The sequence below is a fragment of the Flavobacterium rivuli WB 3.3-2 = DSM 21788 genome (assembly GCF_000378485.1).
Classification (GTDB): Bacteria; Bacteroidota; Bacteroidia; order Flavobacteriales; family Flavobacteriaceae; genus Flavobacterium; species Flavobacterium rivuli.
Map to the genome: position 1 here is coordinate 12,335 of NZ_KB899978.1, position 12,878 is coordinate 25,212.

The window sequence follows — 12,878 nt, forward strand, 5'->3', positions numbered from 1 at the left end:
AGTTATATTTACAACATTTTGTTATATTTTGTTAATCTTCTTTTGTTCACTTGTTTGAGAAGTATTTGATTCCTAATTTTGTAACTCAGAATTAACGTATTATGGAATCGAAAGAGCTTTTAGGATTAGCCGAACAATTTGGGAGTCCGCTGTATGTTTACGACGCGGCAAAAATACAATCGCAATACCACCGGTTAGAAAAAGCATTTGCTAAGGTAAAGCACCTGCGCATCAACTATGCCATGAAGGCATTAAGCAATATATCGGTTTTAAAGCTGCTTAAGCAAATGGGTTCCGGGCTTGATACAGTTTCTATACAAGAGGTACAACTGGGCTTGCTTGCAGGCTTTTCGCCCGATATGATCATCTATACGCCAAACGGGGTATCGATGGAAGAGATAGAAGAAGTTGCTGCTCTGGGTGTGCAAATTAACATAGACAATCTTTCTATATTGGAGCAATTTGGCGCCAAACATCCTTCTACGCCGGTATGCATCCGTATAAACCCGCATGTTATGGCTGGCGGTAACAGCAACATATCGGTAGGCCATATAGACAGTAAATTTGGTATCTCTATACATCAAATGCCACACCTGTTGCGTATTGTGCAAAACACCGGTATGCATATTAACGGTATACACATGCATACAGGATCTGACATTCTTGATATCGAAGTATTTCTTTATGCTGCCGAGATATTATTTGATACTGCGGTACACTTTAAAGAGCTTGAATTCCTTGATTTTGGAAGTGGCTTTAAAGTGCCTTATAAAAAAGACGACATACAAACCGATATTGAAGAACTGGGCAAAAAATTAAGCAAACGCTTTAATGCTTTTTGTACCGAATATGGCCGTGACCTAACCCTTACTTTCGAACCCGGTAAATTCCTGGTTAGCGAGGCAGGTTTCTTTTTAGCTAAAGTTAATGTGGTAAAGCAAACAACATCTACCGTTTTTGCAGGTATAGACAGTGGTTTTAACCACCTTATCCGCCCCATGCTTTATGGTTCGCACCATCATATAGAAAATATAAGCAACCCTAAAGGTAAGGAGCGTTTTTATAGTGTGGTAGGTTACATTTGCGAAACTGATACCTTTGCAAACAATCGCCGTATTGCCGAAATTAATGAGGGCGATTTGCTTTGTTTCCGCAATGCTGGGGCTTACTGCTTTTCTATGTCGAGCAATTACAATTCGAGAGTGCGCCCGGCAGAGGTATTATGGTATGAAGGTAAAGGGCATTTGATTCGTGAAAGGGAAACATTTGAGGATATTACCCGCAACCAGGTTATACTGGACTTTGAGCCTGTTACGGCAGCGAGTGTTTAAATAAATTTATATATAGTTTTTTACTGAAAAGCCGTGCTGTAAAGTGCGGCTTTTTTGCACTTTGCTGAATTTCAAAAATGAAAGAGGCCTGAACAAATTAATGATCAGGCCATCCCCTCAGAAAAAAACACATATTCACTTATTGTTTCACTACTTTTAGTGTTGCAGTCTCATTGCCAGATGTTACTTTAACAAAATAGTGACCTGCATTAAGGCCTGTCATATCTATTTGAGCATTAGCAGTATTAAGCTCTTTATTTAAAACATTCTGTCCCATAACGTTATATACGCTTGCTGAAGATAAATTTTGTTGTGCAACTAAATTTACAACGCCGTTAGTTGGGTTAGGATAATATTTTAAGCCTATTTTATTAAATGAATCAAGACCTAAAACAGCAGTAACCGCACCCATAACGTTTGATGTTATAGAAGTGGCCGTTGCATTAGTAGCACGAACCCTGTAAAAATATTGTGTATTAGCCGTTAAACCCTCAACCGCCTGAGAAACGCCATCAACAGCCAGGTTTTGATATCCCTCTACAAAAGTATCAAACTCTAAAGATGTACTAACGTCTAAAAGAAACCCCGTTGCACCGGCAACACCACCCCAGTTTGCTTTAAAGCTTGTAGATGTAATGTCTGTAGGTGCAGTAGTCACAGTAGGCGATAAAATTTGCTCATCACTTGTTGGGGTTATACTTATATTATCAATAAATGCCCTTTTTTCGGTAGTTTCAATAATAATTCTTGAATTATCCTGCCCACTTGTAAAGTTTAAAGTTACCCTTTCCCAATCCTGGTCTATCGTAGCTGTATACGTAATAAACTGCATTTCCTGACCGGTAACAATTACTTTAACCTGATTTTCTACAGTTGTCCATCCTTTAACATCAAAAGATAATGTAAACATGCCTCCGTTTACACTTAAATCCATGTAAGGAGTTATTACATATCCTAAGTTTGCCGAATCGTTACCGTTTCCTAATCGCAGCGCGCCACCAGCCTGAAATGTTCTCCACGCAATAGCGAAATTAGAATTTGCTGTCCACGGTGTATCCGACCCTGTCAGGGTAGTATTATCGCCAACAGTTATAGAACTAAAATCTTCAGAATAAATAGGCGTTTGTGCATTTATGTTTTTACCACAAAGCATCATTGCTGATACTAAGCAAAGTTTAAACAGGTTTTGTAAGCTGGTAATTTTTTTCATAGCAATTTTGTTAATTAATGATTGATCCCGAAATTTTACTTCGATTTCGTTTGTGTGTTATAGAAAACAAATGTGAAGTTTTTAAGGCAATATCAATAAAAAAAACGACGAATTGGAGGGACATCGCTACGGAAAAATGGGGACAACAGTATAAATTATGCATTTTTAACAAAAATGCCAATTATTAGAAGTGTAATATCAAAAATAAAATTACATCCATCCTCAGTAAAATTACAGGCAGTTGTAATTCATTATCAATATTAGATCGAAATACCCAAATATATTTTATGCCAATTTCAACTTTACATTATCATATTAATTTTAAAAAATATTATTTTAGCCGTATGCGCACCTCTACCTATATCAAAATATTATTGTTAACATTCTGCTTAGCTAATATCAATTTGGCTATGGCTCAGGAAATCACAAAGACACCTTTGCAGCTTTGCCAGAACTTAATAGATAAAGGCAACAGGGCAAAAAAAACGGGAGATTACACAAAGGCATTAGAATATTACTCTGAAGCAGAAATACTCGCCGAAAACGAACAATGGCAACAGGAACTTTTTGACATAAAGAATAATATTGGTGTAGTATATGCAAGCCTTTCTAACTATGGCGAGGCACGCGGGTATTATGAACAGGCACTACAAATTGCCAGCAAAGATCCTAAAGACAATCTTGTTATGGTTCTCAATAATATTGCCAACACTTATAGCTATGAAAATGACTATCGCAATGCCATAAAGTATTTTACAGATGCTTATAACAACCCCAAGGCTAACAACTCTGAAAATGCCAGTACATTTCTTGCCATAAACATATCTGATAATTACAACAAGCTTGGCGATTATAAGCAGGCCCGCAATTATTTAGACAAAGTGGGTGAGTTTAAAAAATCGGGTAAAGTAGCACAGTTCTGGCGGTTAAACTATGCCGAAACTTTTTATATAGAGGGCAACTACAACGAGGCAGAAAAGATGATGTTGGATTTACTGAGCGACAGCGCTAATGAAAAAGACACCGATAGTTATGTATACTCTACAGAGCTGCTTAGTAAAATATACACTAAAAAGAACAATCCTGCCAAGGCAATTTTTTATGCCAAAGAAGGATTGCAGCACAGCTTTAAAATGAAGGCAAGGATAGACCTTTATGATAGGCTATCGGGATTATACTTCGGGCAAAAAGACTACGCCGCTGCATCAAAATATAAAGATTCGGTTATTGCTACTAAAGATTCTATAGCCTCTTTAGTTAATAAAGAACTGTTTGAAACCAATCGTATTAAACTTAAAATTCAGCGCTACCAAAATGAGTTAAAAATCAATAGGGAGAAACAGGGTAATGAACGCACCTTATTTATTCTTGTAATAATCTTTAGCATTATACTGTTCTTTTTTATTTACAGGGTTTTAAAGAACAGGCTGTTAAAACAAAAGCAGGAAAAGATCATTACCGAGAACCAACAGAAGATAATAGAGCTGGAACTTGACCATTTAAAAAATAACATTGCTGAGAAAAACCGTAAGCTAAGTGCAAAGGCATTATACCTTTCGGGCCGTAACGAACTCATAGAAGAGGTTATTAATTCTGTATCCCAAATAAAAGAAGTTTCCCAAAACCAGGAAGTAGCAAACTATATTAAATCGCTTAAAGAGTACCTTAAAACCGATGCTGAGTGGGATGATTTTATTACCTATTTCGAAAAGGTTAATCCTGCATTTTTAAGCACGTTAAAAACAAAACACCCGCAGCTAAACCCTGCCGATATACGGTTTATATGTTATCTGTATATGAACCTCGACCTAAAGGAAATAAGTAATATATTTAGTATTACCGTAGAGGCCGGCAAGAAGAGGAAACAGCGTATTGCCAAAAAAATGGAAGTAGAAGCCGAAGAATTACATAATTATATATTGAAGCTTTCGTAGCTAAATATAATCTAATAACTACAGCTATTCCCACTTCTCTTTACTCCCACCATCCTTATCCATTATCTCCCTAATTTTGCGGTCTTCCCAGTTGGATCCGAAAAACACATCGGTGCCAAAAACGCCAAAAGCATGAATGGCAAGGCCAAGCCCCCAAAAGATTGCCGTAGAAAAAGTTTCGAAGCTTAAAAATTCTTCTCCCGGTTCAAGGTCGCGCCAGTGCATAGCTATCAGCAAAATATTAATTATAATATATACCGCAAGGTGCTTATAAAACCCCTTAATAGACTTTACTTTTTTAAGTGCCCTCTCTACTCTTCTTTGATCTTCTAAATTTTCCATTTCTTATAATTTGTTAGCCGTTGTGGCCGTTGTTTCTGTCTTTCTCCATCAGTTCCTTAAGTTTACGATCTTCCCAGTCTTTGCCTACAAAAGGTATGTACCCAAAAGCGCCTATGCCATGAAAAACCAACGCCGTACCCCAACCGGAAAGCGAGAACCAAAACCAGTGAAACTCCGGCATTGTAGTTAGGTTTACATAAACCAGGATGGGTATTACAATACAGTAACACATAAGGTTATAATAAAAACCCCTTATTTCGCGCACTTTACTTTTTGCCTTTTTATAGGCTATGCTATCTATATTTTCCATAATGTTTTCATTATTAATTATTGGTATTGAAAACTGCGACTGTGACTAAAAACTATTACTGCCACTTACTATCTTTTTCTTTTTCTATAAGCTCTTCTATTTTGCGCTCTTCCCAGTCTTTACCTAAAAAAGGCGTCATGTTAAAAACGCTTAAACCATGAAAGGCAATAGGTATACCCCAGCCCAATACGGGCCACAAAAACCATAAGTAAAAAGGATAGGTAATTAAATTAATTGTCATAAGTACACCCATTACTACAACATAAGCCATAAGGTGCATGTAAAAAATCTTCATTTCCTTAACCTGCTTTTTTACTTTATTAAGTACTAAAGCATCGTTATTTTTTGTTTCCATTTTATTGATTTTGATTTGATTGATGATTGAACACTGATTACCGCGATTGTTTATTAAATTTACCTCCACTTGCTGTTTCTTTCTTTTTCCAGCAGTTCTTTTACTTTACGCTCTTCCCACCCCGATCCTAAAAACGGCATGTAATTAAAAACGCTCATGCCATGTATTGCCACCCCTATACCCCACCCCAATGCCGGATATAAAAACCAAAGATGTTCTGCGCTTGTGGCAAGGTTTACTATAGTAAGGCCGGTAATAATTACCACATAAGAAAAGAGGTTGCCATAAAACCCTTTTATCTCTTCTACTTTTTTCTGCGCTTTATAATAGCTTGTATCTTTTTCGTTATATACTGGTTCCATGATATTTACCTGTTTAGTTAATACGGGGAGTTTTACTGTAAAATGTTTTTCGGTTTGTTCTATCTGCACCTGCCGGGCAGTAATAATGGCATAACGGCTTATAATGTTTTGCAGCCCCACACCCTTGCGATCCTGCAATACTTCCTTTTTCTGGAAATCGTTTTGCACTACAAGGTAACCACCTTCTTCATAAATTCTAATGTGTAGTGGCCTTTCCTGGCTTACTACATTATGCTTAACTGTGTTTTCTAACAACAGCTGTAAAGACAGTGGCACTACCCTTGCATCCGGGCTCGAAATAGTGAGGGGCAACTCATAAAAAACACTATTTTCAAACCTCATTTTAAGCAGGTTCATATAGGTTTTGGCAAAAGCCAGCTCCTCATCTATACTCACTAATTCTTTATCTTTCTGCTCTAATACGTAACGGTATACTTTAGACAGTGATGTAGTAAATTTTTGTGCACTGTCGGGGTTTTCTTCAATAAGCGAGCTAAGCACATTAAGGCTGTTAAACAAAAAGTGAGGGTCTATCTGGTTTTTTAATGTCTCAAACTTTGCCGAAGCCGTACCTGCAATTATCTTTTGCTGCTTTACCCTGTTCTCCTGAAACTTTTTATAAAAATGGAACAGGTGCAGTGAGAATGTAATTACTATGGTAATGATCATAGCAATATAGTAATTGCTAAGACGCTCTTCCAGTACAAAATACACAAACGTTTTACCCTCTATAACAACATCTTCAAACACCCGTAAAAAAAACACAATAATTATAGATACTATAAAAGAACTTACAAAGCCCACTAACAGCCTTTTAACCGATAGCACTGCATTGTTAAACACCCTGTCCATTACCATAAACACAACGGCATTACCCAGGTGCAACAATATGGTGTATAACATTATAAACAGGAACTGGCGCGGTATATCGTCATTCCAACCAAGTGGCCTGCCCCCTGCCACCGCGATAAGGTACAGCACTATAAATATAATGACACCAAGGCCCAGCGCACGAAGAAATTCTTTTGATACTATTTTCATTACAGGTATTATTTATTGGCTGTAGCCAATTTTATCTTTATTTACCGCACTCTGCAAGAGCGGCTTCTGCCCTTTCTTTACCCCATTTTGGGCTAAACGGCGTTTCCGGTTTAAAGTTAGCAAAAAGACTAATAGAGCGTTCAATCTCGGCACACATTGGTTTGGTGTCATTCCCAAAAAACTTAGCCGACCCTATTGCAAATTGCGCCTTATTAAACACTACCCTTGGGTTATTTGGCGCAATAACAATTGCTTTGGCATACAGTTCGTTAGTAGGTGCCGAAAGTTTCATTCCGTTAGTCATCGGGTCTGCCACGATCCAGGCTGTGTTTATCATAGCCTGCATTACAAGCAGTTCGGCATTATCAGGCGAAAGCGCATCTGCAGTATCCTGTGCAGATTGTGCTTTGGCAAGCAGCGCGCTGATAGTTTGTTTATCTTTAGTCTTAAAAGCCTCGGTAGTGTTTACAAGGGCAACATAATATAATGGCAGCCAGTTGGTTTTTTCGGCTGCGGCTATCCTTTCAAAAAGTGCCGATGCCTCGGTAGCTTTATCCTCTTCCCACAGGCCGAATGCTTGTTTCATACCTGTTTCATATTGCGATTGTGCATTAACTACATTACACATAAAAAAGATAAAAAGGGTAATTGCTCGTATCATAACTTTAAATTTTAATTGGTTGTTGTTTTTTGATAGAACAAAGGTGCACACTATTTGCACTTAATAAAAAAGCTTCTTACCCAGTTGTAGATTTTAAGGGATGAGTTGTAAATAATTAAGTAACTTTGTGTAATCACGTAATTATATTGCTATGGAAATGCTGTTGCTAAAAGGAAAATCTAAAGAAGACATGAGGCTTATAGCAGATCTTGCCATAAAAATTGGCATGACTGTAGAGTATGTACCCGATGAAGTTAGTTACACTACCATAAATGAACCGGAAGCTCTTGCCGAATGGAATAATTTGTCTGCAAATCAACAACAGGGATTATTAGATGCTATTGAAGATGTAAAGTTAAACGGTGGCAAGAAACATGACGATGTTATGAAAGCAATGCGGAAGAAGTATGAGTAAGGAAATTATCTGGTCTTCGGCAGCTGAAAATGACTTAATAAAAATTTTAGACTACCTTAACCTTAATTGGAATACTAAGGTAACCAATTCTTTTCTTGATATTTTAGGCAAAAATATTTCTCAGGTATCTTTTACACCTGACCTATTTCCCGTTTTTAATAAATCGCTTAACATTAGGAAATGTGTTATTACAAAACACAACACTTTGTATTATGAAAATCACTATTCAGAAATAGTTATTCTTAGAATATACGATGTACGTCAAAACCCTGATAAATTAAAATTCTAATAAATACTTTCTAAACTATAATTAGGCTAAATTTGGGAAGACGATAATTAAGCTAATTATGAGCCAAAGCGCAACCCTGTATTTAATAAGCAATGAACGATTTGAATTGCTTGAAGACAACCCTGATAAAAGTAAAATACAAGCTTTATCTTATGGTGATGAAACCTTTGAACAAACCCATGAAGGAGTAAGCTTTTTACTCGAAAAATTCTTTAAAGGCGAAGACCTTACCCTCATAAAAGAAATTTTTGAACCTACAGAGTTTATTGGCGAGGGCCTTGACGACGATCTTTATGAATCGCACACGGTAGATGATATTGAGAAGTTTGAAGAAAGCGCTATTTACTACCTCGACCCTATACAGATAGCACGCATTAATGTGTTGCTCAATTCTTTAAACATATCTATTGTTTTAAACGCTTATAACTCGGCTGAATTTAACAATAACGGTGTATATCCAGAAGTATGGCATGACGACGAAAGCGAAAGCAAGGCCTTTAACAAAGCACACTTGAAAGAAAGCCTTGAGAGCCTGGTTCATTTTTTTAAAGCCGCAGCCACCGCAGATGATTATGTGCTGGTATCTGTAGGGTATTAGACAGCTTATCCTTTAATTTCTCTTACCAGGCTTTTATGTATAAATGCTTTTTTACCTGCCGGGGTTTGTATGTGCAGCCAGTCATTATTTTGTCCTAACAGAGCCACAGTATCGTTAGCTGTTAGAGCGCCAAGTGTGTTCGACTTTGTATCCGGCGCCTGGCGCAAATTAGCAGTACCCTTTACTTTAAGCTGGGTGGTTTTAAAGCTGCGGCTGAATTTTGCTTCGGTAACAGGATTTGTTTGGTACACAAACGGCAACGGATTAATCGCACCACTCTGGTAAATCCCGAAATGCAGGTGCGGTGGCGTAGTTTTGGCATTGCCCGTATTGCCCACAAAACCCAGCGTGTCCCCCGTTTTCACATTCATACCGCCCTGTACAGCAATGCTGTCGAGATGTGCATAATATAGCGACTTACCAAATAATCCGTCTCGTAACCAAACCTGCCTGCCGCCCAGGCCGCGCTCGCCGGTAAAACTTATAGTTCCGTTTGTAACAGCTACAACAGGCGTACCTTTTTTGGCAAAAATATCAATCCCTTCATGATTGCGTTTGCCACCATCGCGCTCCATTCCCCAAAAACTGCCTATAGCCGCATTGCCTTTACCCGCTACAGGAAAAGCATACAATGGCCGCTTATTAAGGCTTATAAAAAAATCGGTATTGGCCAATACTTCAGGCTGAATGATAATTTTATACATACCGGTTTCAGCAACCTTAAATTCTAAAGTACTATCCCCTGTTGTATTGCTTTCGGCATGTTCCCATCCGGAAGCTCTTTGTTCAAATACATTCATAAAAACACGCTGGCTTACAGAGTCTTTTACTACATTGGCAACCAGCACCTCGCCCTCTTCAAGCTGAAAAGTATAAGCATAAGTGCGGTTACTGTAAGGTACAAAATCTCCCCTCTCACCATAAGGCAGTGTTACTTGCAGGCTATCGGCAATTGCATTACTATATGCCGATTCCCATGCCATAAATTGTTCCTTGTTATCTTTAAATTCGCGGGCATACACCTCGCGCGCCGTTGGGTTTGTTATGGCATCGGCTACTTTAGTAAATCCGGTAGAAATACCAGAGCAGCCCGAACATGATATTATAAGCACCAGCGCAATGGCTGTTGCTATGCTGTAAACTACATTTTTCTTTTTCACAACTGCTATTATGCAGATACTGTGCCATATTTTGTTAATAATTATTGTGCCTCACAACGGCTTTACGGTTTAAGGCTTAATTTTGCACTACAACGCAAACGTTTACTTAAAATTTTTAAATTTAAATTATAAAGTGTACTTTTAACATTTATTACAAATAGCAATAAATCATGATTAAAAATATATGGGGCATTGTAAGCCTTACTCTAATTACCACCACTTTAAGCATCGCACAAACATCTCAATTAAAAAGTTTCGCCTTATCTGACGTTCGGCTAACAGATAGCCAGTTTAAAAAAGCCCAACAGACAGATATGGGCTATATATTAGACATGGATATGGATAAACTTCTTGCTCCTTATTATACTGAGGCCGGGCTTACCCCTAAAAAAGAAAGCTATGGCAACTGGGAAAACAGCGGGCTTAACGGGCATATAGGCGGGCACTACCTATCTGCACTGGCCGATATGTATGCTGCTACAGGCAATCCTGAATTGCTGCGCAGGCTTAATTATATGGTTGATGCGCTTGAAGAATGCCAAAATGCCAACGGCGACGGCTACATAGGTGGTGTACCCAGAGGCAAGGTCTTTTGGAAAAATATTAGTGAGGGCAAGGTTGAAGCTATGAATGGCCAGTGGGTACCTTTTTATAACATACATAAAGTATATGCAGGCCTAATAGATGCTTACAGGGTTGCAGGCATACCAAAAGCAAAAGTACTCCTTATTAAGTATGCCGACTGGCTGGATAACCTTACTGCCAAACTAAGCGACGACCAATTGCAAATAATATTGCGCGATGAACACGGCGGCATGAATGAATCGTTAGCCGAAGTTGCTGAGATTACCGGCGATAAAAAATACATGGTTTTAGCCAAACGTTTTTCGCACAGGGCAATACTAAATCCATTGCTACATAAAAAAGATTCGCTTACTGGGTTGCATGCCAATACCCAGATACCTAAAGTTATAGGATTTATGGAAATTGCCCAAGCCGAACAAAATGCTGAATGGGCCGGTGCTGCGGATTTCTTTTGGAATACGGTAACACACAACAGGTCGGTTTCCTTTGGCGGTAACAGTGTTAGGGAACATTTTAATCCGTCAGATAATTTTGAGACGATGATAGAAGACCGCGAAGGGCCGGAAACCTGTAACTCCTATAATATGCTAAAGCTAACCAAACAGTTATTTTTAGCTAACCCAAAAGGAGCGTACATGGATTATTATGAGCGCACGCTGTACAATCATATATTATCTTCTCAAAACCCGGATGGCGGCTTTGTATATTTTACACCTATACGCCCAAGGCATTACCGCGTATATTCTCAGGCACAGGAAGGCATGTGGTGTTGTGTAGGCTCCGGAATGGAAAATCATGGCAAGTATGGCGAAATGATATATGCGCATAGCGATAATGCCCTATATGTAAACCTATATATACCATCTACATTATACTGGAATGACATGGGTGCAGTTGTAGAACAAAAAACCGACTTCCCTTATAAAAATTCATCCGAAATTAAATTTAAGCTAAAGAAGCCTACAAAGTTTGCCGTTCATTTACGTTACCCCTCGTGGGTTAAACCAGGCGAACTGAAAGTGCTGGTTAACGGCAGGCAAAGAAAATCTATTACCATTAAAGACTCCTATGTTATTGTGGAGGCTAACTGGAGAAATGACGATGTTATTAAAGTAGTACTGCCTATGGAAACTAAGGCAGAGCAGTTACCAGATAATTCACAATTCGTTTCTTTTGTGCATGGCCCAATAGTTTTAGCCGCAGCAACAGGAATGTCAGAAATGGAAGGCCTGCTTGCCGATGACAGCCGCATGGGACACATTGCCCACGGACCGCTGTACCCTATGAACGAAGCACCACTTATAGTTTCGGCAGATAAAGACCTTGCACCATTGGTAAAAACAAATGACCTTAGCAAACTGTCATTCAACATTAGTGATGTTACGTATCAGGACAAATACAAGAATTTAAACCTTGTACCTTTTAATACCCTGCACAATACACGCTATGTTATATACTGGCCATTTACCACGCCAGACGGTTTGGTTAAAATGCAGGCCGATGTTAAAGCTAAAGAAGAAGCTGCACTTAAGCTGGACCAGATTACTGTAGATAAAGTTACGGCAGGAGAGCAGCAACCGGAATCTGACCATGGATATAAATTCGAAAATTCTGATAAAGGTATTTACAAAGACCGCCACTTTAGGAGTGCTCGCGGCTGGTTTAGCTACGATTTAAAAAATTCCTCGGCCACTGCAAAAACACTTCGTGTAACTTATACTGTTGCGCGCAATAATACAAACTTTGAAATCTTTATAAATGACACCTTGCTAACCACCGTTGACCTGAAAGATAAAAAACAAGGCGATTTTTTTGATATAGAATATACTTTACCCGCAACATTAAAAAACCCGAACATTATTAATGTAAAGTTTACTGCAAAACCAAACTCGCAAACTGCCAATATTTATGATGTAAGGTTGCTACAATAATTCTGTATTAATTACACCTATATATTAAGGACAATCCATAAAGATTGTCCTTTTTTTAGTTTGTACCATATTCATTTAGAATAATGATGAAAGTTTTACGGTTTTTTAGCTATACATAACTGTAATAATATGTGTTAAGGTAATAATCTGCTAAATCGACATTAATAAATTATTACTCATTGTATTTTGTTATAATTATAACCAAATATTGACTTTTTGTTGTAAAATAAATTCAATAAAAATGGCTGAAAAAGCTATTAATATATGTTTTTGATAAGGAAACCTTAAAAAACACAAGATTTACATATTTTTAACCTTAAAAAATACATTGAAGTGTTTTTTAATTCTTAAGTT

Annotated in this window: 13 protein-coding genes; 6 read left to right on the forward strand and 7 right to left on the reverse strand. The window is 37.9% G+C overall.

Annotated features, from left to right (window positions below; translation table 11 throughout):
- The first annotated feature begins 101 nt into the window (after positions 1–101).
- On the forward strand, positions 102–1,331 hold the full coding sequence (gene lysA, locus F565_RS0119325) for a diaminopimelate decarboxylase (protein WP_020214896.1): 1,230 nt from the start codon (positions 102–104) through the stop codon (positions 1,329–1,331).
- 139 nt (positions 1,332–1,470) lie between these two features.
- Here the strand turns inward: lysA and F565_RS0119330 are convergent, their stop codons facing one another.
- Positions 1,471–2,541: a T9SS type A sorting domain-containing protein gene (locus tag F565_RS0119330; RefSeq protein ID WP_020214897.1), complete on the reverse strand. Its 1,071-nt coding sequence runs from the start codon at positions 2,539–2,541 to the stop codon at positions 1,471–1,473.
- A gap of 410 nt (positions 2,542–2,951) precedes the next feature.
- Here F565_RS0119330 and F565_RS0119340 point away from each other — a divergent pair, with 410 nt between their 5' ends.
- Positions 2,952–4,475 (forward strand): tetratricopeptide repeat protein, encoded by a 1,524-nt coding sequence (locus F565_RS0119340; protein WP_020214899.1) that lies wholly within the window; start codon positions 2,952–2,954, stop codon positions 4,473–4,475.
- Positions 4,476–4,499: 24 nt separating this feature from the next.
- Here F565_RS0119340 and F565_RS0119345 read toward each other — a convergent pair whose 3' ends face one another.
- The 5 genes from F565_RS0119345 to F565_RS0119365 are packed head-to-tail and all read right to left on the reverse strand — an operon-like array spanning position 4,500 to position 7,546.
- Positions 4,500–4,817 (reverse strand): 2TM domain-containing protein, encoded by a 318-nt coding sequence (locus tag F565_RS0119345; protein WP_020214900.1) that lies wholly within the window; start codon positions 4,815–4,817, stop codon positions 4,500–4,502.
- A 13-nt stretch (positions 4,818–4,830) separates the two neighbouring features.
- Positions 4,831–5,127, reverse strand: a complete 297-nt coding sequence (locus tag F565_RS0119350) for a 2TM domain-containing protein (RefSeq protein ID WP_020214901.1) — start codon at positions 5,125–5,127, stop codon at positions 4,831–4,833.
- Between the two features lie 55 nt (positions 5,128–5,182).
- On the reverse strand, positions 5,183–5,482 hold the full coding sequence (locus F565_RS0119355; protein ID WP_020214902.1) for a 2TM domain-containing protein: 300 nt from the start codon (positions 5,480–5,482) through the stop codon (positions 5,183–5,185).
- Positions 5,483–5,541: 59 nt separating this feature from the next.
- Positions 5,542–6,885 carry a 2TM domain-containing protein gene (locus tag F565_RS0119360; RefSeq protein WP_020214903.1) on the reverse strand — a complete coding sequence of 448 codons (1,344 nt, stop codon included), beginning with the start codon at positions 6,883–6,885 and terminating at the stop codon, positions 5,542–5,544.
- 37 nt (positions 6,886–6,922) lie between these two features.
- Complete coding sequence (locus F565_RS0119365) at positions 6,923–7,546, reverse strand: hypothetical protein (protein WP_020214904.1); 624 nt, start codon at positions 7,544–7,546, stop codon at positions 6,923–6,925.
- Between the two features lie 151 nt (positions 7,547–7,697).
- Between F565_RS0119365 and F565_RS0119370 the strand changes: the two genes are divergently transcribed.
- Genes F565_RS0119370 through F565_RS0119380 form a run of 3 tightly spaced genes read left to right on the forward strand, consistent with a single transcriptional unit; the run spans position 7,698 to position 8,848 of the window.
- Complete coding sequence (locus F565_RS0119370) at positions 7,698–7,961, forward strand: hypothetical protein (RefSeq protein ID WP_020214905.1); 264 nt, start codon at positions 7,698–7,700, stop codon at positions 7,959–7,961.
- Positions 7,954–8,250, forward strand: coding sequence for a type II toxin-antitoxin system RelE/ParE family toxin (locus tag F565_RS0119375; RefSeq protein ID WP_020214906.1), 297 nt, complete (start codon positions 7,954–7,956; stop codon positions 8,248–8,250). The genes F565_RS0119370 and F565_RS0119375 overlap by 8 nt, the downstream gene beginning before the upstream one ends.
- A gap of 58 nt (positions 8,251–8,308) precedes the next feature.
- Complete coding sequence (locus F565_RS0119380; protein WP_020214907.1) at positions 8,309–8,848, forward strand: DUF1877 family protein; 540 nt, start codon at positions 8,309–8,311, stop codon at positions 8,846–8,848.
- 5 nt (positions 8,849–8,853) lie between these two features.
- Here F565_RS0119380 and F565_RS0119385 read toward each other — a convergent pair whose 3' ends face one another.
- Entirely contained in the window at positions 8,854–10,008 is a 1,155-nt protein-coding gene (locus F565_RS0119385) for a peptidoglycan DD-metalloendopeptidase family protein (protein ID WP_020214908.1), read from the reverse strand.
- Between the two features lie 170 nt (positions 10,009–10,178).
- Here F565_RS0119385 and F565_RS0119390 point away from each other — a divergent pair, with 170 nt between their 5' ends.
- Positions 10,179–12,524, forward strand: a complete 2,346-nt coding sequence (locus tag F565_RS0119390; RefSeq protein ID WP_020214909.1) for a glycoside hydrolase family 127 protein — start codon at positions 10,179–10,181, stop codon at positions 12,522–12,524.
- The last annotated feature ends 354 nt before the right edge of the window (positions 12,525–12,878 follow it).

Bases quoted from the DNA above. Each gene is read 5' to 3' on its own strand.
- lysA (WP_020214896.1), top strand. From the start codon at position 102: ATGGAATCGAAAGAGCTTTTAGGATTAGCCGAACAATTTGGGAGTCCG.
- F565_RS0119330 (WP_020214897.1), bottom strand. From the start codon at position 2,541: ATGAAAAAAATTACCAGCTTACAAAACCTGTTTAAACTTTGCTTAGTA.
- F565_RS0119340 (WP_020214899.1), top strand. From the start codon at position 2,952: ATGGCTCAGGAAATCACAAAGACACCTTTGCAGCTTTGCCAGAACTTA.
- F565_RS0119345 (WP_020214900.1), bottom strand. From the start codon at position 4,817: ATGGAAAATTTAGAAGATCAAAGAAGAGTAGAGAGGGCACTTAAAAAA.
- F565_RS0119350 (WP_020214901.1), bottom strand. From the start codon at position 5,127: ATGGAAAATATAGATAGCATAGCCTATAAAAAGGCAAAAAGTAAAGTG.
- F565_RS0119355 (WP_020214902.1), bottom strand. From the start codon at position 5,482: ATGGAAACAAAAAATAACGATGCTTTAGTACTTAATAAAGTAAAAAAG.
- F565_RS0119360 (WP_020214903.1), bottom strand. From the start codon at position 6,885: ATGAAAATAGTATCAAAAGAATTTCTTCGTGCGCTGGGCCTTGGTGTC.
- F565_RS0119365 (WP_020214904.1), bottom strand. From the start codon at position 7,546: ATGATACGAGCAATTACCCTTTTTATCTTTTTTATGTGTAATGTAGTT.
- F565_RS0119370 (WP_020214905.1), top strand. From the start codon at position 7,698: ATGGAAATGCTGTTGCTAAAAGGAAAATCTAAAGAAGACATGAGGCTT.
- F565_RS0119375 (WP_020214906.1), top strand. From the start codon at position 7,954: ATGAGTAAGGAAATTATCTGGTCTTCGGCAGCTGAAAATGACTTAATA.
- F565_RS0119380 (WP_020214907.1), top strand. From the start codon at position 8,309: ATGAGCCAAAGCGCAACCCTGTATTTAATAAGCAATGAACGATTTGAA.
- F565_RS0119390 (WP_020214909.1), top strand. From the start codon at position 10,179: ATGATTAAAAATATATGGGGCATTGTAAGCCTTACTCTAATTACCACC.